The 25676-nt window shown below is 26.5% G+C and carries 25 protein-coding genes and 1 other annotated feature; of the genes, 23 read left to right on the top strand and 2 right to left on the bottom strand.

What is annotated here, in order from left to right:
* Positions 1 to 147: 147 nt before the first annotated feature.
* The 7 genes from KGF39_RS02320 (at position 148) to KGF39_RS02290 (ending at position 9041) form a co-directional block, all read left to right on the top strand.
* Positions 148 to 2367, top strand: a complete 2220-nt coding sequence (locus KGF39_RS02320; protein ID WP_227821037.1) for an EAL domain-containing protein — start codon at positions 148 to 150, stop codon at positions 2365 to 2367.
* 147 nt (positions 2368 to 2514) lie between these two features.
* Positions 2515 to 3261: an ABC transporter ATP-binding protein gene (locus KGF39_RS02315; protein ID WP_227821036.1), complete on the top strand. Its 747-nt coding sequence runs from the start codon at positions 2515 to 2517 to the stop codon at positions 3259 to 3261.
* A complete protein-coding gene (locus KGF39_RS02310) occupies positions 3261 to 5141 on the top strand; it encodes an ABC transporter permease (RefSeq protein ID WP_227821035.1) in 1881 nt (626 codons plus the stop codon). The genes KGF39_RS02315 and KGF39_RS02310 overlap by 1 nt, the downstream gene beginning before the upstream one ends.
* Before the next feature lie 119 nt (positions 5142 to 5260).
* Positions 5261 to 6652, top strand: coding sequence for an MATE family efflux transporter (locus KGF39_RS02305; RefSeq protein WP_227821034.1), 1392 nt, complete (start codon positions 5261 to 5263; stop codon positions 6650 to 6652).
* Between the two features lie 107 nt (positions 6653 to 6759).
* On the top strand, positions 6760 to 7800 hold the full coding sequence (locus KGF39_RS02300; protein ID WP_227821033.1) for a Fic family protein: 1041 nt from the start codon (positions 6760 to 6762) through the stop codon (positions 7798 to 7800).
* A gap of 302 nt (positions 7801 to 8102) precedes the next feature.
* Positions 8103 to 8756 carry an FMN-dependent NADH-azoreductase gene (locus KGF39_RS02295; RefSeq protein WP_054273536.1) on the top strand — a complete coding sequence of 218 codons (654 nt, stop codon included), beginning with the start codon at positions 8103 to 8105 and terminating at the stop codon, positions 8754 to 8756.
* Between the two features lie 75 nt (positions 8757 to 8831).
* The gene (locus KGF39_RS02290; protein WP_054273537.1) at positions 8832 to 9041 is read left to right on the top strand and encodes a hypothetical protein; all 210 of its coding nucleotides are present in this window, start codon (positions 8832 to 8834) and stop codon (positions 9039 to 9041) included.
* Between the two features lie 139 nt (positions 9042 to 9180).
* Here the strand turns inward: KGF39_RS02290 and KGF39_RS02285 are convergent, their stop codons facing one another.
* On the bottom strand, positions 9181 to 9747 hold the full coding sequence (locus KGF39_RS02285; RefSeq protein ID WP_065388300.1) for a DUF1836 domain-containing protein: 567 nt from the start codon (positions 9745 to 9747) through the stop codon (positions 9181 to 9183).
* A gap of 160 nt (positions 9748 to 9907) precedes the next feature.
* Here KGF39_RS02285 and trhA point away from each other — a divergent pair, with 160 nt between their 5' ends.
* On the top strand, positions 9908 to 10561 hold the full coding sequence (trhA, locus tag KGF39_RS02280; RefSeq protein WP_054273538.1) for a PAQR family membrane homeostasis protein TrhA: 654 nt from the start codon (positions 9908 to 9910) through the stop codon (positions 10559 to 10561).
* 157 nt (positions 10562 to 10718) lie between these two features.
* Here trhA and KGF39_RS02275 read toward each other — a convergent pair whose 3' ends face one another.
* Positions 10719 to 10895, bottom strand: coding sequence for a hypothetical protein (locus KGF39_RS02275; protein ID WP_003420092.1), 177 nt, complete (start codon positions 10893 to 10895; stop codon positions 10719 to 10721).
* Positions 10896 to 11422: 527 nt separating this feature from the next.
* On the opposite strand from KGF39_RS02275, the gene KGF39_RS02270 reads away from it, so the two are divergent.
* The 15 genes from KGF39_RS02270 to KGF39_RS02200 all read left to right on the top strand — a co-directional run bounded on the left by KGF39_RS02270 (position 11423) and on the right by KGF39_RS02200 (position 25226).
* Positions 11423 to 12367 carry an ATP phosphoribosyltransferase regulatory subunit gene (locus KGF39_RS02270; RefSeq protein WP_227821032.1) on the top strand — a complete coding sequence of 315 codons (945 nt, stop codon included), beginning with the start codon at positions 11423 to 11425 and terminating at the stop codon, positions 12365 to 12367.
* A 21-nt stretch (positions 12368 to 12388) separates the two neighbouring features.
* Entirely contained in the window at positions 12389 to 13015 is a 627-nt protein-coding gene (gene hisG / locus KGF39_RS02265; protein ID WP_227821031.1) for an ATP phosphoribosyltransferase, read from the top strand.
* A 32-nt stretch (positions 13016 to 13047) separates the two neighbouring features.
* Complete coding sequence (hisC, locus tag KGF39_RS02260) at positions 13048 to 14097, top strand: histidinol-phosphate transaminase (protein ID WP_227821030.1); 1050 nt, start codon at positions 13048 to 13050, stop codon at positions 14095 to 14097.
* The gene (gene hisB, locus KGF39_RS02255) at positions 14094 to 14678 is read left to right on the top strand and encodes an imidazoleglycerol-phosphate dehydratase HisB (RefSeq protein WP_413927062.1); all 585 of its coding nucleotides are present in this window, start codon (positions 14094 to 14096) and stop codon (positions 14676 to 14678) included. The genes hisC and hisB overlap by 4 nt, the downstream gene beginning before the upstream one ends.
* A gap of 1 nt (position 14679) precedes the next feature.
* Entirely contained in the window at positions 14680 to 15285 is a 606-nt protein-coding gene (gene hisH, locus KGF39_RS02250) for an imidazole glycerol phosphate synthase subunit HisH (protein WP_227821028.1), read from the top strand.
* Complete coding sequence (hisA, locus tag KGF39_RS02245; protein ID WP_227821027.1) at positions 15282 to 16004, top strand: 1-(5-phosphoribosyl)-5-[(5-phosphoribosylamino)methylideneamino]imidazole-4-carboxamide isomerase; 723 nt, start codon at positions 15282 to 15284, stop codon at positions 16002 to 16004. The genes hisH and hisA overlap by 4 nt, the downstream gene beginning before the upstream one ends.
* The gene (hisF, locus tag KGF39_RS02240; protein ID WP_227821026.1) at positions 15986 to 16744 is read left to right on the top strand and encodes an imidazole glycerol phosphate synthase subunit HisF; all 759 of its coding nucleotides are present in this window, start codon (positions 15986 to 15988) and stop codon (positions 16742 to 16744) included. Before hisA ends, hisF begins: the two co-directional genes overlap by 19 nt.
* Before the next feature lie 28 nt (positions 16745 to 16772).
* On the top strand, positions 16773 to 17441 hold the full coding sequence (hisIE, locus tag KGF39_RS02235; RefSeq protein WP_227821025.1) for a bifunctional phosphoribosyl-AMP cyclohydrolase/phosphoribosyl-ATP diphosphatase HisIE: 669 nt from the start codon (positions 16773 to 16775) through the stop codon (positions 17439 to 17441).
* 800 nt (positions 17442 to 18241) lie between these two features.
* Complete coding sequence (locus KGF39_RS02230; RefSeq protein WP_054273547.1) at positions 18242 to 19570, top strand: APC family permease; 1329 nt, start codon at positions 18242 to 18244, stop codon at positions 19568 to 19570.
* A 750-nt stretch (positions 19571 to 20320) separates the two neighbouring features.
* Positions 20321 to 21154, top strand: a complete 834-nt coding sequence (locus tag KGF39_RS02225; RefSeq protein WP_227821024.1) for a polysaccharide deacetylase family protein — start codon at positions 20321 to 20323, stop codon at positions 21152 to 21154.
* Between the two features lie 67 nt (positions 21155 to 21221).
* Positions 21222 to 22178 (top strand): peptidylprolyl isomerase, encoded by a 957-nt coding sequence (locus tag KGF39_RS02220; RefSeq protein ID WP_054273549.1) that lies wholly within the window; start codon positions 21222 to 21224, stop codon positions 22176 to 22178.
* A 51-nt stretch (positions 22179 to 22229) separates the two neighbouring features.
* Positions 22230 to 22712, top strand: coding sequence for an RNA polymerase sigma factor (locus KGF39_RS02215; protein ID WP_003429795.1), 483 nt, complete (start codon positions 22230 to 22232; stop codon positions 22710 to 22712).
* Between the two features lie 11 nt (positions 22713 to 22723).
* The gene (locus tag KGF39_RS02210) at positions 22724 to 23596 is read left to right on the top strand and encodes an anti-sigma-V factor rsiV (protein ID WP_227821023.1); all 873 of its coding nucleotides are present in this window, start codon (positions 22724 to 22726) and stop codon (positions 23594 to 23596) included.
* A 41-nt stretch (positions 23597 to 23637) separates the two neighbouring features.
* A complete protein-coding gene (locus tag KGF39_RS02205) occupies positions 23638 to 24465 on the top strand; it encodes an XdhC/CoxI family protein (RefSeq protein WP_107594501.1) in 828 nt (275 codons plus the stop codon).
* Positions 24465 to 25226 (top strand): SprT family zinc-dependent metalloprotease, encoded by a 762-nt coding sequence (locus KGF39_RS02200; protein WP_227821022.1) that lies wholly within the window; start codon positions 24465 to 24467, stop codon positions 25224 to 25226. The genes KGF39_RS02205 and KGF39_RS02200 overlap by 1 nt, the downstream gene beginning before the upstream one ends.
* Positions 25227 to 25379: 153 nt before the next feature.
* Positions 25380 to 25638, top strand: a binding site (T-box leader).
* Positions 25639 to 25676: the final 38 nt, after the last annotated feature.

Raw genomic sequence — 25676 nt, 5'->3', positions numbered from 1 at the left:
GGTAACATAATTCTGTCTAATTGTGATAAAATAGTATACAATAAAGGTTTTGTAAGGAGGGAATAATATGTTGCCAATAAAATCATATTTGTCAAATCTAATATTAGATAACAAAAAAACAAGGTGTACAATTGATGGTATTTTAATATGAAAAGAAAAGAAAAAGTATTTGATGGTCTAGTTTTTAAGCATATATTAATTTTACTGATGCTGTTAGTATTGATTGACCTTACAAGCACAATCATATATGCAAGTAATTCTATAGAAGTTACTTCTAGAAATATGACTGTGGCATCAAAAAGAGAACTTGAAGACTATTTAAAAGTAAACACATCTTTATTAAAAGCTCTTAGTCAAGAGGAGAGATTTTCTACTAGTGAAACATCTTTAATTGAAAAAGGAAAATTATTAAGACCATATCAAAAAGAATACAATCTTTTTATGATTGGTATAACAGATAAAAAAGGAAACACTTCAAGTACATATAGGGAAAAAGTTGGCTCAATAAAAGATAAGCCTAGTTTTGAGAAAGCAATTAAAACAAAGCAGGTAGTAGTATCAGATATTGAGATTAGTAATGTGACAGGTGATAAAGTATTTATTATATATGTGCCTATTATAAAAAATAATGAGGTGATTGGAACCATTTTTGCTTCTTTTTACTTTCAAGATGTAAATAAGATAATAAATAGAAGTAACTTTGATGGTTCTATTAAATTTCTAATGATAGATAAAGATTATACCATTATTTCTCATCCAAATAAAAAGTATGTAAATGATAAAAGAAAAATGTTTACTTTAGAAGGAAACATTTTAGGAACTACTAAAAATAAAATCTTAAAAAATATAGATGAAAAGCATCAAAGTAATTTTTTATCTTGGTATAATTGGAGATTATATGATGTAAGATATGCAAACATTAAGGGAACTAATTGGACTTTAGTATCAAAATGTAATATATTTAAGTACTTTAAAAGTCTAATAATTAATTTTATAATCAAATTGTATTTCTATATAGTAATATTTATGATATTGTGGAAATTAAGTAATGCTAAGTTAATAGAGCAACTTAAAAAATTGGCATATTATGATTCTTTAAGTGGAATAAAAAACAAAGAAAAGTTTAGAAAAGATTCTATGTATATTTTAAAGAATTATTATCAGGATGATTTTTACTTAGTACAATTAGATGTTAATAAGTTTAAATACATAAATGAGATGTTTGGCTATGCTGAGGGAAATGAGATATTAATGCATATTGCACATGTTTTAAATAATAATATAAGTAAATATGAAATTTGTGCTAGGATGGATAATGACCATTTTATATTATTGATTTCTTGTAGTACTGAAGATGAACTTTTAGATAGATTGTCTAAAATAAATAATGAAATTTGCAATTTAAGCACTATTAATTCGTCTAAATATAAAATTGTTATATCGAGTGGAATATATAAGATTACTAAAAAAGATGATATTCAAAAGATTGACTTATTAATTGATAGAGCAAATATTGCAGCAAAAACTAAAAAGGACAAATATGAACATTCATATTCATTTTTTAATGAAGAGACAAGAAATCGATTGTATAAGGAAAAACGATTGGAAGATAATATGAATAAAGCTCTAGAAAAAGGTGAATTTATAGTGTACTATCAGCCTAAGTATAGTCTAAATGATGGAAATGAAATTGAAGGAGCAGAAGCCTTGATAAGATGGAATAGTCCAGAAATGGGATTTATTTCACCTATAGATTTTATACCTTTATTTGAAAAGAATGGTTTCATTGTAAATATTGATATGTTCGTATTTGAAGAAGTATGCAAGACCTTAAATAAGTGGATAAATAAAGGGTATACTCCTGTACCAATTTCTGTGAATATGTCTAGAGTTCATTTATATAGGAATAATTTTATAGAAAATATAACTGATCTGATAAATAAATACGATATATCTCCTGAGTTTATCGAACTTGAACTAACAGAAAGTATTGTGTTTGATAACTTAAATATATTGATTAATATAATGAAGAAGATTAAAGAAATAGGATTTCTTATATCAATGGATGACTTTGGTTCAGGATATTCATCTTTAAATCTATTAAAAGACCTTCCTTTCGATGTTTTAAAATTAGATAGAGTGTTTTTAATTGAAACAACAGATACAAAACGTGGAAAAATTATTATTTCTAAAATAGTGGAGATGGCAAAGGCGATTAATATTAAAGTAATCTGTGAAGGAGTAGAAACTTATGAGCAAGTAGAGTTTTTAAAAGAAATAGGTTGTGATAAGGCTCAAGGATATTTATTTGCTAAACCTATGGTATTAGATGAATTTGAAAATAATTTAAACTTTAAATTTAACTGATGACAATTAATTATTGGATTATAGAATACCCTAACAATTGACTTACAAATATGTAAGCTAATTGTTAGGGTATTTTTATGGTTAAAGCAGTATGTTCACGATATTATAGTATTGTAATAAAAATAAAAAAATTATGGAGAATATAAAATGAACATATTAAGTATTAGAAATATATCAAAAACATATTGTGGAAAAGTTCCATTTAAAGCATTAGATAAGGTCAATCTAAATATAGAAAAAGGAGAGTTTGTGTCTGTTATGGGGCCATCTGGAAGTGGTAAATCTACTCTTTTAAATATAATATCTACAGTTGACAAACAGAGCGAGGGTAAAGTTATATTGGATGGATATGATATAAGTAAATTAGAAGGAGAAAAACTTGCTGAATTTAGAAGGAAGCAACTTGGTTTTGTATTTCAGGATTTTAATTTGATTGACACTTTAACTGTTGGCGAAAATATTATGTTGCCACTTACACTAGATGGCGCAAGTGTTAAAGAGATGAATATACAAACTAGAAGTATATCTAAATTTTTAGGAATTGATAAACTTTTAGATAGAAGAACTTATGAAATTTCAGGAGGGCAGGCACAAAGGTGTGCTATTGCTAGAGCCATTATAAATAAACCTTCCATACTTCTTGCAGATGAACCAACTGGAAATCTTGACTCAAAATCTACTGATGATGTTTTGAAGTTATTTACTAAGGTAAACAAAGAACAAAATGTAACAACACTTATGGTAACTCATGAGGCATATAGTGCAAGTTATTCAGATAGAGTTATTTTTATAAAGGATGGTTGTATATATACAGAAATAAAAAAATCTGAAAGCAAAAATTCTTTCTATTCTGAAATATTATCTGTATTGTCTCAAATAGGAGGTGTAAGATAGTGAATTTTAGAAGATTTGCTTATAATAATATAGTTAGAAATTTTAGGGCATACTTAGCATATTTTTTAAGTTCGGTTTTTTCTATAATGATATTTTTTGTCTTTGCAGTATCTATGTTCCACCCAATTATAACAAACTCTGGAATTCAAAGTGGTTCTACTGCATTTATGGCTCTTATGACTTCAGAATTAATAATACTAGGATTTAGTCTACTTTTTATATTGTATTCTTTAGGCAATTTCTTAAAATATAGATTAAAAGATTTTGGAGTATTGATGATAATTGGAATGAGCAACAGACAACTGAAAAGGTTGATATTGATTGAAAATTTGATAATAGGTTTTTTAGCAATAATATTAGGTATATTACTGGGCTTATCAATTTCAAAATTGTTTTTATTGTATTTAAGTAAGTTATTTTATATGAACTTAACGGAGTCTTATTTTCCAATAAAAGCAATACTAATGACTGTTATATCTTTTATGATTTTATTTTTAATAACAGGACCAATGAGCTTAAAATTATTAAATAAAAACAGTATTTTAGAGCTTTTGGTAGGTACAAGAAAGCCTAAAAAAGATATAAAGACTTCAAAGTTATTTGGAATAACTGGTGTAGTATGTCTTATATTAGGATATGTTATAATACTATTTGGCAATGAGTTGAAGATAAATGGAGGTATATATACAACAACACTATTAATTACTTTGGGAATATTTTTATTTTTTTCTCAATTTACTATTTTGATATTAAAGTATTTGAAAAATAAAGAAAAGTTTTATAAAAACAAAGTAAATATGTTACTTATAAGTAACTTGATGTATAAACTAAAGGATAATACACGATTGTTATTTTTAATAACAATACTTTTATCAGCTACTTTAGTAGCATTTACAACAACCTCAACACTTGTAAGTTCTCAAGGAGAATCTTCTAAAAATAATTTTCCAATGGTTTACTCATATTTTTCAGAACATAATAATGAAAAAGAATATGAAGAATTACAACAAATTAGAAATACAATCAAAGGATATGATTATAAGGAGTTAAGTTTTCCTGTTCTTAAATATAATAGGGAAGTCTTACTAAGTGTAAAGAATTATAACAAATTATCAAAGGAATTGGGACTAGATAAAATTAGTTCAAAGTTAGAAAAGTATGAAGGTGTTATAATTCCTAGTAGCAATTCGAAAGAGCATATAAATTCTTTAAAACAATTAAAAAATTATAATGTAAAAAATGTGAATATAGAAATAAAAAAATCAACAAATAAAATAATTTTTCCTACAGGAATGTTCAGTAAAATTATAGTTATAAATAACGATTTATATGATGACATAAAAGGGGAATTTTCAAAATTGAATTTTCATGGATTTGATTATAAAAACTGGCAAAGCAGTGCAAATATAACTGAAAAGTTAAAAGAAAAACATTTTAATTTAGATAGAGAATATAATAGGTCATATTTTTTAACGTTACCAGATATGTATTTAGTAGAGTTACAACAAAGCAAAATTCTCCAATTTATGGGCATTTTTATAGGTGTGATACTATTTGTGGGAGTTTTTAGTTTTTTATACTTCAGATTATATACAGATGAGTTAGAAGATAATGTTAAGTATAAAAAACTATCAAAAATAGGTCTATCTTTTAAAAATATGAATAAGATTGTTAGTATAGAGATAGGTACATTATTTTTTATACCATATCTTATAGCAATTATAAATAGCGTAATTTCTTTATTATTTTTAAATAAGGTATTAAATAATAGTTTTAACTTAGAAAATCAGGGTATATTACTAGTGATATCAATTATATATTCACTTTATTTTTATCTGTTAAAAAAATTTTATACTAGAAAAGTTTGGTTTTTTGATTAAAGTGGTATATAATAGATATATAAAATTAATATTTAAAAAGTAGTTAATATTAAGGGAGGGCATTTGCACCTCCCTTGTAATATGTGGAAAATTGAATATTAGAAGAAGGAGGAAACTTGATGGAAAATCAACAATTATTAGGAACAGAACGAATCAGTAAATTACTACTGAAATATTCTATACCAGCTATAATAGGTATGCTGGTAAATAGTTTATATAATGTAGTAGATAGAATTTTTATTGGAAATATACCAGGAGTTGGTCCACTTGCAATAACAGGTCTTGGTGTTACAATGCCAATAATGACAATAATACTTGCATTTGGTATGTTGATAGGGATAGGGACTACTACTACCATATCAATAAAGCTTGGGCAAGGTAAAGTAGAAGAGGCAAGAAAACTTATAGGAAATGCAATGACATTATCTGTAGTAACAGGAATTATCATAATGATACTTGGAATATTATTTGCAAATAAAATACTTACATTGTTTGGAGCAAGTGAAAATACTTTAATATATGCAAAATCATATATAAATATTATATTATTAGGTACAATAGTAAATCTTCTTTCCTTTTCTTTAAACCACTCAATAAGAGCTGATGGTAGTCCTAAAATTTCAGCAGGAATAATGATAGTAGGATGTTTAACTAATATAGTTTTAGACTGGATATTAATATTTGGATTCAATATGGGAATACAAGGAGCTGCTGTTGCTACAGTAACTTCTCAAGCTCTTACAGCTGTTTTAACTATAGGATATTATATAAGTGGGAAATCAAACTTAAGATTCAGCAAATCTAATTTAAAATTAGAAAAAAAGTTAGTAAAGGCAGTGTTTGCAATAGGTATGTCGCCATTTGCGATGCAGCTTGCAGCAAGTTTAGTCCAAGTAATATCAAATATTGCACTTAAAACTCATGGTGGAGATTTAGCTATAGGGGCTATGGCTACTATTTCTTCTATCGCAATGGTATTTTTAATGCCTATTTTTGGAATAAATCAAGGAGCGCAACCTATTATAGGTTTCAATTATGGAGCTGAAAAATATGATAGAGTTAAAAAAGCCTATTTAGGTTCATTAGTAGTAGCTACTATAATTTTGTGTATGGGTATGGTAGTAATTATGCTTTTCCCAGAAGCTATCATAGGTATATTTAATAAAGACCCTGAGCTTATGAATATATCTGTTAATGGGTTAAGAATATACTTACTTATGTTGCCAATTGTAGGATTATCAGTTACAGGAACAAACTTTATACAATCTATAGGAAAAGCCAAAATGGCTATGTTATTGAGTCTTTTAAGACAAGTAATTTTATTGATACCAGCAGTATTAATTCTCCCTACATTCTTAGGTTTACAGGGTGTATGGACAGCTCAACCAGTATCTGACTTTATAGCTACAGTAATTACAGGTATAGTTGTATTTAGAGAGTTAAAAAGATATACTCCTAAAAGTAAGAAATTAAATAATAGTGAAAGATTAAATGAGATAACAACTGAATAGAAAATATAATTTCAGATAATTGAGCAAAAAATTGCAAAAACTATGATTATATGATAAAATAAAACCGCTGTCAAGGATAAGAGAAATTCTAATTATGGAGTGATTTTATGGAATTTACAAAAAAAAGCAAATTAAAAAATATGTATGTAAACATGAATGTAGCTAAAATGTTGTCTAAGATAAATGAATACAAGGGTAGACAACTGCTTTACAAAAAGCAACCAAAAGAAATTTTAGAAAGCTTAGAAAAAAAATCCTTAGTAGATTGTTCAGAATCTACATACATTGGAAATCAAAGAGATAGTAATAATTTTAATTTAGAAAAATTAATAAGTAATGAAGTTACACCTAGAAGTAGAGAGGAATTGAGTATTGTTGAATACAGAGATGTAGTAAAAACTATTAACAGCGCTTATGAAAGTATTCCAATAAGTTCACAAACAATTCTTGAACTTCATGGATACTTATATAAATTTTCATCTACTAGAGGAGGAAGTTATAAGTCAGATAATGATTTTATTGAACACAATTTAAAATCTAATGAATTTACAAGTATAGATTTAAGTGTCAATAAGGTCGAAAAAGCTGTAGAAGAAATATGTGAAGCTTATAATACATTGATAGAGGAAGATGAAATTGATATATTAATATTAATTTCTGCATTTGTTTTAGATTTCATATTGATACATCCATTTAAAGAAGGTAATATAAAAATGGCGAGAGTACTTATCCTATTGTTACTAAATAAAAATGGATATGAAGTTGGAAGATATATCAGTTTAGGAAAAATATTTGATGATAGTTCATATGAATATTATAGTAATCTAAATTATTTGAAAGCTTCCATAGGAAATGAAAAAGCAGATATGAATGCATGGATTGAGTATTTTTTAGAGACAATATTGACTGCATATGAGAAGTTGGATGATAGTTTAAACATATCTGATAAGAAGAGACAGACAAAAACTAGTAGAATAGAAAAAATAATAAATTCTACTCTTGGATACTTTACAAAAGAAGATATAAGAGATTTGTGTCCTGACATTCCAGAGCCTACTATAAATAGAGTTTTTAATAATCTAAGAAAACAAGATAAGATAGAAGTTGTTGCAAGAGGCAGAAGCGCAAAATGGAAGAAAAAATATTAAAAAATATTTAAATAACTGAAATGGTATAGTGTTTTACACTATACTATTTTTATTAAAATTATAGATTTTAAGTATTATTTAATTTAGTGTGCTTTATTGTAACAAATATTGTAAGAATTATTTAAGTTGGGATATTTACATTTTTTATTATATTTTTAATATTTTCTATAGTTAATACGAATTATATTTTATTTTTAAGATTATTTAAGATGTATCTTTGTATTTATTTTATAATTCAACAAAAGAATAGAATGGGTATATTTGTGAAATAATAATATAAAAATAATATTAGGAGTGAGCTTATGAAGAAAAAATTATTATATATAAATGTAAATTCAAAACCTGAAGACTTATCTTCAAGTAAAACTGTAGCAAGAAAATTTATAAATAAATTTATGGAAAAAAACAAGGATTTCGAGGTTGAAGAGATAGACCTTTATAAAGAACATATACCAAGACTTGAATATCAATACTTTGAAAAGAGAAATAGTATAGTTAATGAAGAAGATTCTAAGAATCTGGATGATAAGGATAGAAAAGAGCTTACAAAGATTAGAAATCTTTGTGACCAATTTGTGAGTGCAAGTGTATACGTAATAGCAGCACCTATGTGGAGCTTATCTTTTCCAGCACCACTTAAAGAATATATAGACTGTATAATTCAAGATGGAAAAACTATATCATTTGAAGGGAATGACAAACCACAAGGGATTTTAAATGATATTGATAGAAGTATGGTGTATATACAATCTTCGGGTGGACACATACCATGGGTGTTAAAACCAGTTATGAATAAAGGATTAAATTATGTGGAAAGTATTATGAAATTTATAGGAATTAAAAAATTTGATGAATTATTGGTAGATGGAACTGGAACTAGTGAAGAGGAAAGACAAGGTGCAATAGAAAAGGCATCTGAAAAAATAGATGGTATAATAGATGATATGAAGTTTTAGTTATAATATTTTATTAAAAATATAAAGGAAAAACCTCTTTTAATGTAGAAACTTATATTGAAGGAGGCGAGAATCATGCGAGAAGAAAAAAGTAATGAAAAGTATGATTGTTATTGGTGTAATCAAGAAAATAATTTCTGTGTAGAGATAAAAGACAATGTAGTTATGATAGATGATGGCACTGGTACATTAAAACAAGCCGTTTTCATAGGGTACAAACAAATCCAAGTTAATTTAAATTGTTCACATTGTCAAAACTTAAATAGAATAAAATTAAATTTGTAGAACCTTAATATGGAAATTATTAAAAGAATTAAAAATAGAAAGTATTGATATTTAGACTGAAAATTATATTGTATACAATAAAAGTTGAGTTAAATAACATTGTATTTTAATATTTATTTTCAGTCTTACTTTATTAAAATTATTTTTTAGCAATCTCTGGAAAATATGTGTCTACTAATTTTTCTGAAATACTTTTTAACTGGTCAGCCATTGAAGTCAGACTTAGTAAGGCTATTAACAAATCATCTTTATTTTCCGGATTTATACTCACATTTTCAAAATTAGATTCTATAAAACTTGGTATATTCCTTCTTTGATTTTCTTTTATTAATATGAAATTTTCGTAACATGAGACTAAGTTTTCTTCATTGAAATCATCCTTTTCATACACACCATGTAAGATTCTTTTAATTTCTTGTATTGTAAGTGTATTTTTCATTGAATAAATGATTATCATTTGTAAAATTTGTTCTTTAGTATACTTTTTTCCCTTAACAGGTTTGATTAATCCCTCTTTGCTGTAGTTATTTATCATGGTTTTAGTAAGAATTTTGTCACTCTCAAATCTTTTATTGGCAGAAAGCTTATTGTCAATTAGAGAAATAATTTGATCCATATATAAGTCAATAGAAGGAATATCATTTGAAGTTATATCTGCATTATTTAGTGTTTCTAGTATTATAGTATTAAGTTCATTATTCATCATATGCTACCTCCATAATATATATAATACACTAAATTAGAAAGCAAAACAATATTAAGACTTGTAAAAATAACATAAAGTGGTATAATTAAATATATAATATAGTAATGGAAACTATATTGTTAAATGTAATTTTTAAAATACATAATTGTAGGAGGATAAAATGTATCAATTTTTTTTAAGGGGTAGAGACCCAATAAGCAGTTTAACTCATTTTATAGGAGCTTGTTTATCTCTTTTAGCAACTATAATTTTAGTTTTTCAATCTGTATCATTACAGGAAACTTCTCTTTTGATGATAGTATCTGTATCGATATTTGGACTTTCATTAATTGCTCTATATAGTGCAAGCTCGTATTATCATTTTTTAAAGGGAACACCAGAACAAGAATTATTTTTTAGAAAAGTAGACCATGCAATGATTTATGTATTGATTGCTGGTTCTTATACACCAATCTGTCTGAATTTTATGGAAAAAAAAGAGGGCATAATATTTGTTACAGCAATATGGACAGTTGCTTTTATTGGAATAATAATAAAAATCTTTTGGATGGATGCACCTAGATGGTTGTCTACAAGTATATACTTACTTATGGGTTGGGCAATTGTTTTTGATATAAATGCATTCAATTCAATTCCTAAGGACTGTCTTAGACTATTAATTATGGAAGGTGTATCTTATTCTATAGGTGCGATTATTTATATAATTAAAAAGCCTAATATAAGCCCTGAATTTGGATTCCATGAAATATTTCATATTTTTATTATGATAGGCTCTTTATTTCACTTTTTAGCCGTTTTATTGTATGTTTTATAGTTTTAAAAGATTTGATTAATTGATACTAAAATTCTACAATGAATAAAATGGAACTGTCTTATATAGATTGTATCTTCTATAATAAGACAGTTCCTTATTATAAATATTAAATTCTATTTATAATAAAATTTTGATAAAAATAGTCCATTCAAAATGTCTATTCCATAATTCCTTTAATGTACTTTTCATTTACGACATATAGTTTGAATTTATGTACTATAATTATATCCTCTAAATTCTCTGAAACACTAACAATTCTGACACATTTATTTCTAATTTCTACAGGTAAATCTAAATCATTTGTTAAATTCACATAGTCATCATATTTATACATAAAATCATCCCTTTACATTAAGATATACTTATTATACTATATTTTAATAAGTTTTTTTAAATTATTACAATTTTTCCCGAAATTTCATTTTTTATACATAAAATTTCCAAATTAGGTGAAGATTAAATTTTTAACTATATAAACAAAATATACATATAAAACATTTTATTCAATTTTCTAAATAACTATTGCCAATTTTTGAAAAATATATTATTATTAATAGTAACAAAAAACTGTAAATTTAGAATATTAATAAAAATTATTTGGGAGGAAATTATCATGGTGAGATTAAATATAGTAAAATTAAATACAAAATTAAATCATCACCATCATCATAGATTAAAGGGATTGTAATATGAAATTAATTCATAGACACAAGCCCTGTTTTTAGTGTAATTGGTCTTGTATCTATGATGGGAAGTAATTTTAAGATAAAAATTATAGCCATATAGGTATAAAGCCTATATGGCTTTTTATTGTTTTAAATTTACAAATGTAATAGTAATTTTAATGAAAAGGGTGAGAATATGAAGTTTTTGAGGATTGAAGATGAAGTCATTTATTCTAAAAAAAGATATAAATTAAAAATGGAAATAGATAAACTTTTTTTAGACGAAGAATATTTTCAAATAGAACCACAATTATTTGAAGAATATGATGAATTTACAACTATAAATAATAAAATTCCAGAGGAATCTATGGTAAAAGTTGTAAATGGAAAAGTAATGGTACTTAGAGCTGACATAACTACAAGTATAATAAAAAGCCTTGTGCCAAGATGGGAAGATGGTTTAAAGCTTAAGCTTTTTTATAATTCGTCAATATATAAAAATAAAAATACAGTTGGAATAAAAGAAATAAGACAAATAGGTTGTGAGTATCTAGGAGAATCTTCTGTAGAAGCAGATAGAGAAGTAGTAAAGTTAGCTCTTAAGATACTTGATAAATACAACAATAATTTCATATTAGAGGTTGGAAGTAGTAAGTATATTCATGGTTTGTTAGAAGAATTAAATTTAAATAAGAATTGTGAAAATCAAATTAAAAGTTTGTTATATACAAAAAATACTCATGAATTAAAAGTATATATTGAAGAGTTACAAATTAAGGATGAAGTAAAAGAATTATTATCAAATATTTTAAGTTTACAAGGAAATTTATACAATGTTATTGAGAAATCAAAAAAATTCTATTGCAATGACAAGATGAAACAAGCTCTTGAAGAGCTAAAGCAAGTAAATAATTTAATTGAAGAATGTAACTTTTTAGACAAGGCTAGATTTGATTTATCAATGATTACAATGCTTGATTACTATGAAGGTATCATGTTTAGAGGATACTATCCAAACTCCTATAAAGAGATTCTTAGTGGTGGAAGATACGATTCTTTAACTAAGGAGTATGGAAAAGAAATCCCAGCTATTGGATTTACATTAAGTGTTTATGAATTAATGAAGTACGTATATAAATAAGATTGAAAAGGAGAGATTATTTTGGGGTATTTGACTATAGCACTGGCAAAAGGAAGAATTGAAGGAGAATCATTTAAAAAATTTAAAAAGATGGGTTTGGGAGATAGTATAGACACAGATACAAGAAAACTAATCTTTAAAGATGAAGAAAATAAAATAATATATATACATGTCAAACCATCAGATGTAGTTACATATGTTGAAAAGGGCGTGGCTGACCTTGGTATAGCAGGTAAAGATACTATTTTAGAGAATGAGACAGATGTATATGAAATATATGATTTAGGTTTTGGTAAGTGTAAATTTTCTGTAGCAGGATTAAAGGGAGAAAGCATATATAGAGAAGATGAATATCTAAAAGTGGCAACAAAGTATCCAAATATAGCAAAAAAGTATTTTAAAGAGAAGGGTCAAAAAATTGAGATAATAAAATTAAATGGTTCTGTAGAACTAGCTCCAATAGTAGGATTATCAGACGTAATTGTAGACATAGTTGAGACTGGCAATACACTTAAAGCAAATGGTCTTGAAATATTAGAAGATATATGTGATATAAGTGCTAGAATCATATCAAATAGAGCTAGTTATAGATTTAAATATGAACAAATTCAAAATATAATTCGTTTATTTGAAGAACTTGATAGCTAAAATAAACTAAGATTTATAAGGAGGGGTTTAAATTGAGAGAGAAAGAAAGTATAAGAGAGTTAAAGGGATATGAACCAAATCACGTAAACTGCAAAGTAAAACTTGATGCAAACGAAGGAAGTAAGAAGTTGTTTAAGTATCTTATTAAAGAGATTTCAGATAGTGATATAGATTTAAATTTATATCCAGAAGATTCTTATAGTGATTTGAAAGATTCCATAATAGATTATATAAATATTTCTGGAGTAAGTAAGAAGAATCTTCTAGTAGGAAACGGCTCAAGTGAAATAATTGATTTAATAATACATACTTTTGTAGATAAGGATGAAGTGATATTGAGTTTTTCTCCGAGTTTTAGTATGTATTCTATATATAGTCAAATAAATGGCTCTAAATTTATAGGTGTTGAAAGTGATGAAAATTTAGTTATAAATATAGATAATGTAATTGAAAAAGTAAAGGAAAATAATCCTAAAATAGTAATTGTATGCAATCCTAATAATCCAACTGGAACAATACTGAAGAGAGAAGATATAATAAAGCTTTTAGATTCAACTGATAGTTTAGTAGTTTTGGATGAAGCGTATATGGATTTTGGAGAGGAAAGCATGTTGAGTGATGTTTTCAAATATGAGAATCTAATAGTTCTTAGAACTTTATCAAAGGCATTTGGATTGGCTGGAATAAGAACAGGATACATGTTATCTAATAATAGTTTAATAGATTCTGTTGAAAAGGTAAGACCTCCATATAATTTAAATTCATTGTCAGATTTTGTTGCTACAAGAGCACTTAGAAATAAAGATATAGTAAAGGACTATATAAAAGAAGTAAAAGAAGAAAGAGAAGTTTTATATAAAGAAATGATTGGCATAGGAATTAAGGCATATAAATCACAAGCAAATTTTATACTGTTTTATTCTGAAATCGAAAATCTATCACAAAAACTTATTGATAGAGGCGTTTTAATAAGAGAATTTGGTGGGAAGTTAGAAAATTATTATAGAGTTACAATTGGTGAAAAAGAAGAAAATGCTATATTTATGGATGCTATAAGAGATATTTTGAAAAAGGAGAAATAGGTATGAGAATTTGGAGGATAGAAAGAAATACTCTTGAAACACAGATTTCAGTAGAACTAAACGTTGATGGTTCTGGTAAATCTGAAATAGATACTGGAATAGGATTTTTAGACCATATGCTTACTTTAATGGCATTTCATGGCAAGTTCGATTTAAAAGTGCTTTGTAAAGGAGATACATATGTAGATGACCACCATAGTGTGGAAGATATAGGTATAGCTATAGGTGAAGCATTTAAAAATGCTCTAGGTGATAAAAAAGGAATAAGAAGATATTCTAATATCTATATACCTATGGATGAATCTTTATCCATGGTAGCAATAGATATAAGCAATAGACCGTATCTTGTATTTAATGCTAAATTTGATACTCAAATGATTGGTAGTATGAGTACTCAATGCTTTAACGAATTTTTCAGAGCTTTTGTAAATGAATCTAGAGTAACACTACATATTAATCTTTTATATGGAGAAAATGACCATCATAAGATAGAAAGTATTTTTAAAGCATTTGCAAGAGCTTTAAAAGAAGGTAGTGAAGTAATTTCCAATGAGATAGCATCTTCAAAGGGGGTTTTGTAGAATGAATATAATAGTAGATTATGGCCTTGGAAATATAGATTCTGTATCTAGAGGTTTCAGAAAAGTTGGAATAGAAACCAAAATTTCTAGTGATATAAATGAAATAAAACAGGCGGATTCACTTATACTTCCAGGTGTTGGAGCTTTTAGAGATTCTATAAATGCCTTAGATAAACTGAGATTGATACCAATAATAAAAGAACATGTTTCTAAAGGGAAATTTATGATAGGTATATGTTTAGGAATGCAATTACTTTATGAAAAAAGTTATGAGTATGGAGAATATGAAGGTTTAGGGCTTATAAAAGGAAGTATTGATAAACTGGATATAAGTTTAAAAGTGCCACATATGGGATGGAATAATCTAAAATTTAATAAGAAAAATGATGATATACTTAAATATATAAATGAAGATGACTATGTATACTTTGTTCACTCATATTATGCAAATTCATCAAATGAGGAACTAATTGCGTTTTCAGAGTATGAAAAGAAAATTCCTGCTATTGTTAGAAAAGATAATGTATATGGTATACAATTTCATCCGGAAAAAAGTGGGGAAGTGGGGTTAAATATATTAAGAGCATATGGGGAGATGATAAAATGATAATATTTCCAGCAATAGATATAAAAGATAATAAATGTGTAAGACTTACTCAAGGAGATTTTGATAAAGTAAATGTATATTATGATAATCCATTGGAAGTAGCATATAAATGGAAAAATGAAGGAGCGAAATACATACATATAGTAGATTTAAATGGAGCTAGAAGTGAATTTGATGTAAATACAAAGACAATTGAGAATATAGCAAACAATATAGATATACCTATTCAAGTTGGTGGTGGAGTTAGAGATAAGGAGAAAGTCCAAAGCTTAATAAAAGCTGGTGTTACTAGAGTGATATTAGGTAGTATAGCTATTGAAAATTTAAATTTGGTTGAAGAGTTGGTCAATGAATATAAAGATAAAATAGTAGTTTCTATAGATGCTAAAGGTGGAAAGGTAGCAGTTAGAGGTTGGGAAGTTGTAAGTAATGTAGACTCCTTAACATTGTGTAAACAACTTGAAAAGATAGGGGTACAAACTATTGTTTATACAGATATATCAAAAGATGGGATGTTGCAAGGACCAAATTTTGATATATATGAAAAAATAGCAAAGGAAACGTCATTAAATATTATTGCTTCTGGAGGAGTAACCTCTATAGAAGATGTAAAAAGACTAAAAGATATGAACTTATATGGTGCAATAATAGGTAAGGCACTTTATGATAAAAAGATAGACTTTAAGGAGGCACAACAATTATGCTTACTAGAAGAATAATACCTTGTCTAGATGTAAGAAATGGAAGGGTTGTAAAAGGGAAAAAGTTCAAAGATATAGTAGACGTTGATAGTCCAGAAGTACTTGGAAAATTTTATAGCGATTGTGGTGCAGATGAACTTGTATTCTATGATATAACCGCATCAAATGAAGAGAGAAAAACATCCTTAGAATTTGTTACAAAAGTTGCAGAAAATATAAATATACCATTTTGTGTCGGTGGAGGAGTAAATAAATTAGAAGACTTTACTGATATTCTAAGAAAAGGTGCTGATAAAGTTTCTATAAATTCATCAGCAGTCAAAAATCCTAAATTAATAAGGGAAGCCTCATTAAAATTTGGAGCACAATGTGTTGTTTTATCAATAGATGCAAAGAAAAATAAAGAGGGTTCATGGAGTGTATATGTAAAAGGTGGCAGAGAAAAGACTAATCTGGATGCAATCGAATGGGCTGTTAAAGGTGTAGAACTTGGAGCAGGAGAAATTGTTGTAAATAGTATAGATGAAGATGGAATGAAAAATGGATACGATATAGAATTATTATCAAAGATAACTTCTTTAGTAAATGTACCTGTCATAGCATCTGGGGGTGCGGGAAAAATGGAAGATTTTTATGAGGCGGTTAAGAAGTCTGATGTAGATGGAATTTTAGCAGCATCTGTTTTTCATTTTGGTGAGATAAAAATAAATGATTTAAAGAGATATTTAAAAAACATGGGTGTAGAAGTAAGATTATAAATTAAATACTTAAAAGGAGATTAGAAAAATGGATAATAAATGTAACAATGTATACAGTGATGAAGTAGAAGAATTTATAAAAAGTGTAAAATTTGATGATAAAGGATTAGTTCCTGTTGTTGTTCAAGAGGTAGTGAGTAAAGATGTACTGATGTTAGCATATATGAGTAAGGATGCTATAAAGAGAACCCTAAAAGATAAAGTAGCTTGCTATTTTAGTAGAAGTAGACAAGAACTTTGGGTTAAAGGTGAGACCTCTGGTAATACTCAAAAAGTTGTTAAGATGTCTTATGATTGTGATGTAGATACTATATTGCTTTTTGTTGAACAAACTGGTGTAGCTTGTCACACAGGAAATTATTCTTGTTTTTATAGAGATTTGTTTGATGATACTACTAAAATGGAGTTTGAAGTACAAAAAAATATACTGAAAGAATTATATGATTTGATAAATGAAAGAAAAAATAATCCAGTTGAAGGTTCTTATACTAATTATCTCTTTGAAAAAGGAATAGATAAAATTCTTAAAAAAGTCGGTGAAGAAAGTAGTGAAGTAATTATAGCATCAAAGAATACAGACAAAAGTGAACTTATTTATGAAATTAGCGATTTAGTGTATCATACATTGGTTTTAATGATAGAAAAAGGTGTTGAAATTGATGAAATAAAAAAAGAATTACTTAAAAGAAGAAAATAGAATAAAATAGATTGATGAGTAGTAAGAAAATATACCGTTTTTAATAAAAAGTGGTATATTTTTTTATTTTATATTTTCGATTTATAGAATAATATTTAAATTACTTGCTAAAATTAACTATATATATAACTTGTTAATAAAATAATTGTAGTACATTATTTATTTTAGAAAAAAGAGAATTATCTAATTATATTTAAGAATAATAATATGAAAATAATTTTTATATTAAAAGATATGAATAAAAGTAGTGGTTTTATAAAAAAACATATTCAGATTTCAACATATAAAAAGAGTTTTTAAAACTAATATTTCACTTTTAAACAAAAAAATAAAATATTAATTTTGATTTCTGGTTTAAATTGGGTTATAATAAATTGTCAAATTATTTATTACTATAAAATAGACTCTAAAATAAGCAAAAATCATACTATTATATAAAAGACATTAAAAATAGAAAATTACAGAAATAAGTTAAAATGTTTTTGAAAAATAGTGAAATTTTATTGCAAAAAATTTAAAATGATTTCAACTTAATAGTTATGATGTATTTTAATGTTATAAATATACAATGTATATTATACAATATAAAAAATACATTTACTTTTAAAAAATATTATTACATTTGGATTTTTAATTTTTATAAATTTTTTAAACTGGAATTAAAAGTAAAAGATTACAAAAGTTGAATAGAGGTATTTTATTTTAATAAATAATAAAACTGCTTTTCTATAATATTGGCATAATGTATGCTTATATAACTATGAAATTAAAATTAAATAGGAGTAAGTAGGAGGAAGAACATGGGAAGTAATGAACTAAAAAAGACTCTTGGCGTGTCAGCAGCATTATCAACTGTTGTTGGTTCCGTTATAGGAGCGGGTGTATTTTTTAAACCACAAGCAGTTTATACATTAACTGGAGGAGCTCCAGGTCTTGGTATATTGGCGTGGTTAATAGCTGGAATTATAACTATAACAGCTGGTCTTACAGCTGCAGAGGTATCAGTTGCGATACCAAAAACTGGTGGAATGATGGTATATATAAAAGAAATTTATGGAGAAAAATTAGGTTTTTTAACTGGTTGGATGCAAATTGTATTATTTTATCCTGGGATGATGGCAGCATTGGGTGTTATATTTGGAGAACAAGCATCAGCACTAATTGGTAGTCCATCATTGTTACTTCCAATAGCAATTGGAATTATAGTAATAGTTGCAGGACTTAATATGCTAGGTTCAAAAACTGGAGGAGTTATACAGACAGTTTCTACAATATGTAAATTAATACCACTTATTTTAATAATGATTGTTGGATTTATTAAAGGTGGTGGAGATAATCCAATACTTACACCTATGGTTGGTGAGGGATTAAGTCTAGGTAGTGTATTAGGTCAAGTTTTAATTGCTATATTATTTGCATTTGATGGATGGATGAATGTTGGTACTTTAGCTGGAGAAATGAAGAACCCTGGAAAAGACCTTCCAAAAGCTATAATAGGTGGATTATCAGTTGTTATGGCTGTTTACTTTATAATAAACTTAGCATATCTTTGGGTATTACCAGCTAGTGAATTAGCAAATTATGCTTCTCCTGCATCAGCAGTTGCTGAAGTTATATTTGGCTCAATGGGTGGAAAAATAATATCTGTAGGTATATTAATTTCAGTGTTTGGAGCATTAAATGGTTTTTTACTAACTGGTTCAAGAGTGGCATATACTTTAGCTACAGATAAGACTTTACCAAAATATAGTATATTTTCTAAATTAAATTCTGCCCAAGTTCCAGCAAATGCTATAGCATTAGTATCTGTTATTGCATCTATATATGCTTTATCAGGTCAATTTAATTTATTAACTGACTTAGCAGTATTTGCCACTTGGATATTCTATGTATTAACATTTATAGGAGTAATGAAACTTAGAAAGACTCATCCAGATATACCAAGAGAGTATAAAGTACCATTATATCCAATTGTTCCAATAATAGCTATAGCAAGTGGTATATTTGTTGTAGTTAATCAATTATGTTTTGCAGGTATGAAAACTACTATGATATCTCTAGGAGGTCTTATAATAACAGCTATAGGCTTACCAGTGTATGCTTATATGACTAAAGGCGCTAAAAAATAATCTAAGTAGTTTACAAATACTTTATAATTATATAAAAAATAAAAGAGGTTGTCTCAAAATAGAGAGATAAGCCTCTTTTTGATTGTTGAAATGATGAAAATATATTTAATTTCATACAAAAAAGAGTGCCTCATGAACTAAAAAGTTCATTTTAAGAGACCCACTTTTATTTTTATTTTTTGGGATAAAAAATTAAACATCTAAAAAAGTATTTATTTTTGAGTATTTTTTTAATAGTCAAACCAAATGATGTCTATATAATAAACAGTATCCATAATTTTCTTAAAACTAAATCTTTCTATTATAAATAATAGAATATGATATTAAATGTAAAACATTAACTGATTAATGTGAGGATTATGAATAAGATTAGGAATTTTTATTTGATAACAAAAACTAACTAATATAAATATATAATGTATATATCAAAGATGTAGCATAGCATTGTTTTAGTATTTACTTTTTGTTTAATCTTTCTAATTTATAAAAAAAATTTATAAATTTTAAAAATTATAAATTACATATTAACTAGAATTAATTGTAAAAAACACTATATAATACTCAATTTTCAACATTCTATACAATTATACAGAAATTATACAGCATAATAATCATCAAAATAACAAATTTTAAAAATTAAGTAAAACTTTTTGTCGAAGTTCAACGTCTATATATATGTAGTGTAAATTTTTGGGAGAAAATACTACAAAAATATAAATGTAAAAATATAGTAATATTGGAGGTCGAACGATGAGAAATAAAAAGAAAAAAATAAATAGAAAGAAACTGTATGTGCTTTTAAGTGCTATTGTAGTATGTCTGGCTTTTATAGTGGTTGGTATACGTGCTAGCTCTTTAAATATGAAAGAAGATGAAATTAGTAGAAATGCAAAATTGTCAAGTTCTACTATTACGGATATAGTATCTAATACAGCGACAGAAATTAGCAAAGGACCAAGTAAAAGTTTTGGAAAAGTAGCATACATAACTATAGATGATGGTCCGTCTAAATTTACTGACCAGATGATAAAAACTTTAAATAAATATAATGTTAAAGCAACTTTTTTTATGATAGATGGAAATATGAAGGAATATCCACAACAAGTTAAAAATATAATTAAAAATGGGAACACAGCAGGTTTTCATAGTGTATCACATGATATTCATAAGCTTTATGTTACTAGTACATCAGCAAAAGAGGAATTTGATACAAATGACCAAACTTTTTACAAGATAACTGGTAAATATTCAAAAGTAATAAGAATACCTTATGGAAGTAAACCATATACACCACAAGCTTCTTATCAAGCTTTAGTTGATGCTGGATATAAGATTTGGGATTGGGACTTAGATACAGAAGATTGGAAATCTAATTCTTCTCAAATTGTACAAAATGTAAAAAATCATATTAAGAATAGAAAAGGTGAAGATAAAGACCAATTGGTAGTTTTAATGCATGAGAAAAAGCAAAGTGCAGAAGCATTAGATTCAGTTTTAAAATTCTTATCAGATGAAGGTTATGAATTTGCAGCAGTGGACCAAAATCAAATACCAAAAAATTATTGGTTACGTAATTTAGAGTAATTAAAATATAAGAATATTTATTGAGATTTTAGAAATTGAGAATAAAAATGAGTGAGGTGTAGGTATATTGAATAAAAAACTTTATGTAGGAATGATTGGGATACTATCTTTAATGATGGTTGGTTGCAATAAAAGTTTGGCAAAAGTAAATGATGTAGAAATTACAAAAGAACAGTATAAAAAAACGAAAGCAGTTTTATCTGCTACTAATAATTATATAAATGGTCAATCTTTAGATGAATTGGAAAAAACTTTAGATAAAAAAGGTAGAAATAAATTAGAAAATGTTATAATATCGTTTATGGTGGATAATGAACTTTTATATCAAGAGGCTAGGAATAAAGGATTAACTCCAAGTAAAAGTGAAGTAGACTCAAAATATCAAGAACTAGAAGAAAAAATGAATTTGAATGCGAGTTACAAAGAAAAAATGGACAAAGCAGGTGTTGATAAAGAATATTTAAAACAAGAAATATCTAAAGATTTAGCCATAGATAAAAATAAGAAAGCCTTTGAAGGTAGAACAAATATAAGCGATGTTGATATGGAAGCTTATTATACCAGTCATAAAAAGGATTTTAATGTAGAAGAAGTAAGTGCTTCTCAGATACTTATATCAACTTTAGACAAAAATAAAAAAGAAGTAAGTAAAGATAAAAAAGAAGCTTTGAAGAAAGAGGCAGACAGTATATTGGCTAAAATTAAAAATGGAGAAAGTTTTGAAGAATTGGCTAAAAAGTATTCAGATGATAAGGCAACTGGAAAAAATGGAGGTCAGTTAGGATATTTTTCAAAAGATGACAAAAATGCTGAGTTTACAAAAGAAGTGTTCAAATTAAAGAAAAATGAAGTTTCAAATGTATTTGAGACTAGTTATGGATATCATATAGTCAAAGTTACTGATAAAAGAGAAAGACAAAAAAGTTTTAATGAGTGTCAGAGTTTAATAAGAGAATCTATTTTAAATGAAAAGTATCTTGAACATATAAAAAAACTGAATGAAGATGCCAAAATAGACAGATAGAATTTCTAAAAAATCAATCCTAGCCTGTAATCGGAGGGAGATTTTACAGGAATGTTTAAGAGTTTAAAGAGAACGAAAGTTGAGAAATACATTATCGATAATAAAGACTCTTTTTATAGAATTGCATATAGTTATACAAAGAATGAAGAAGATGCCCTAGACGTGGTTCAGGAAGCTATGTATAAGGCATTATATTCAGTGGAAAATATTAAAGAAGTAAATTATATAAAAACGTGGTTTTATAAAATTTTAGTTAGAACGAGTATAGACTTTATTAGAAAAAACCGTAAGTATAATAATATGACAGATATTGACCTTGTAGATGAGACTGGAGAATATGATAAATACACTGATTTGGATTTAAGAAGAGCTTTGGAAGAATTACCTATTGAATACAAATCTATTATAATATTAAGATTTTTTGAAGATTTAAAGATTGAAGAAGTGGCAATAATATTGGATGAAAATGTGAATACTGTTAAAACTAGGCTATATACTGCTTTAAAAAAATTAAAATTAAAAATTGAAGAGTAGGGATAAAAAGAATGACGAGCAAAGAAAGGTTAAATAAGTTAAAAGAGGAGTATCATAAAATTCCAATACCAAAGAAACTAGATACTATAATAAATCATGAAAAAATAGAAAATATATACCGAGAGCAAAATAAGAAAGTAAATAGATTAAGATTTAAAGTTGCAATAGCTTTTGCATGTATGTTTGTAGTATTAGTCAACATAAGCCCTGTATTTGCAGACAGCTTTTCTAAGATACCTATAATTGGGGAAATAGTAAAAGTAATAACTATAAAAAATTATAACTTAAAAACTGAAAATTATGAAGCTGAGATTGATATTCCTAAAATACAAGGTTTAAAAGATAAAAATTTAGAAAAAAGATTAAATAGTGATTTTATGGAGGATGGAAAAAGGCTTTATAATGAATTTCAAGAGAGAATGGAAAAGATACAATTATCAAGGAACAAAGGGCATAAGTCTTTAAGTTTGAGTTATAGTGTGAAAAATAATTCTAAAGATTTTCTATCAATAGAAATGACAAAAAATGAGATAGAAGCATCATCATATGTTAGTAAAGTACATTATAATATTGATAAAAAAAGACAAATAGTTTTGACTTTGCCAATGCTTTTTAAAGACGATAAATATGTAAAAGTTATAAGTGATAATATAAAAGAACAAATGAGAGAGCAAATAAAAAAGGATAATACAAAATCCTATTTTATAGACCAAGATAAAGATTCACCAGTAAAAAATTTTGAATCTATAAATAAGTATCAAGATTTTTATTTTAATAAAAATGGAAACCTTGTAATTAGTTTTGATGAATATGAAGTAGCACCTGGTTATATGGGAGCAGTTGAGTTTGTGATACCATATAAAGTAATAAAAAACCTAAGATAGATATATAGAAGATTTTTAGATAGACTGGTAAGGAGAATTATATGAATATATATGAACAAGCGATAAGATTAATAGAAAATAATGAGGATTTCGCATTTGCTACAATAACTTCTCACTCAGGTTCAACACCACGTGAAACAGGAGCAATGATGATTGTAAAAAATGATGCTACCATATTTGGTTCAGTAGGTGGAGGTAGTGTAGAAGCAGTATGTATAAAACATGCAATTAATGTAATAAAAAATAGAGAGTCAATGTTGTATAAATTTAGCCTAAATAAATCTGATGTGGCAAAACTTGGAATGATATGTGGAGGTAATGGAGAAATCCAAATAGATTTCATAGATAGTAAATTAGAAAGTAATATAGAAAGATTTAATAGAAACCTAAAAGAAAATACAAGTAAAGCGTATATATTTGGAGCAGGTCATATTTCAAGAGATGTTGCCGTAATATTATCCCTTTTGGAATTTAGAACAGTGGTAATAGATGATAGAGAAGAATTTGCTAACTCTGAAAGATTTCCAGATTCAGAAGTAATAGTTTTAGATTCTTTTGAAAATATACCAGATTTTCCAACTGATGAAAATAGTTATATAATTATTCTAACAAGAGGTCATTTATATGACTCAAGTGCTTTAGAATGGGCTCTTAAAAGAAATTCTAGTTATATAGGCATGATTGGAAGTAGAACAAAAATTGGATTGACATATGAAAAACTTATGAAAAAAGGTTTTAAAAAGGAAGAATTATCAAAAGTACATGCACCAATAGGAATAAAGTTGGATGCTCAAACACCAGCTGAAATAGCTGTATGCATAGCTGCTGAACTTATAAATTGTAGGGCTAATAAGGAAAAGGTAAATTGATGAATACAGTAGGTAAAGAAGTTGATATTTTAAATGTAATTCTTAGAGGTAGTGAAATAAAAGTAATTTTATTGTATAAAAATAGAAAAAATATTTCTATAAAAATAGACTCATTTGGTCAAATAATTGTAATAAGCCCTCCTAAAATATCTGAAAAAATAATAAAAGATATAATAATTGAAAAAGGAGACTGGATACTTAAAAAATTAGAAAAATACAAATACAGAGAAGAAATATACAGACAAAGAATGTTTATAACTGGTGATAAGTTTCTTTATTTAGGGAAAGAGTATCACTTAGTTATAAAAGAAATATTGGAGGATTCTGTCAAAAAAAGTAATTGTAAAATAAATCTTGATGAGTCCCAAATAATTATTAATACAAATGATACAGGTAAAGAATTTATTAAAAAGTCTTTAAAGTCTTGGTATAAAAGAGAAAGTCAAAGAATAGTTTTAGAGAGAATAGATTTTCTTAAATTAAATTGTGAAATAATGAAACAATTGATTCCAGCAAGTGTTAAGGTAAAAGAACAAAAAAAGAGATGGGGAAGTTGCACATCCCAAAAAAATATTTATATAAATTCAAAAATATCTATGGCAAGATTAGATGTAATTGATTATGTAATAATACATGAGTTTAGCCATTTAGTACATATGAATCACTCTAAAAAATTCTATGATTTGATAAAATCCATTATGCCAGATTATAAAGACAAAGAAAATTGGCTAAAAATAAATGGATATAAGATAATAATATGAAAACGATTATTCCAAAATATACACTTATAATATAAAAGAAATATTATTGTGAAAAAAACAAATAATCTGAAAAATTTTTAAAAAGTCGTTGACATCGTAAATAATAGGGAATATAATCTATATTAACAACAAAACAGAGTTAAAATTAAAAAAGTAAAAGCAATGACAGAGACAACAATACTAATAGCGTGTTATCTACAGAGAACCAATGTTGCTGAGAATTGGTGTTAACAGTAGTATAATGATCACTCTGGAGCTTTTGTACTGAATATTTTTAGTAAGTACAAACGTCTGCCAACGTTACATGGCTAAGGTTAAGGTAATTGATTACCCGACCTGAAAAAGAGGGGTAGATGTATTTTTTATATCTACAAATAAGGTGGTACCGCGGAATATAACTTTCGTCCTTATAAGTAATATTTATATTGCTTATAAAGATGAAAGTTTTTT

The organism is Clostridioides sp. ZZV14-6345, assembly GCF_020657775.1.
Taxonomy (GTDB): Bacteria; Bacillota; Clostridia; order Peptostreptococcales; family Peptostreptococcaceae; genus Clostridioides; species Clostridioides difficile_D.
Note: the sequence above shows the minus strand (reverse complement) of the source record. Positions and strands in the feature narration are given on the sequence as shown.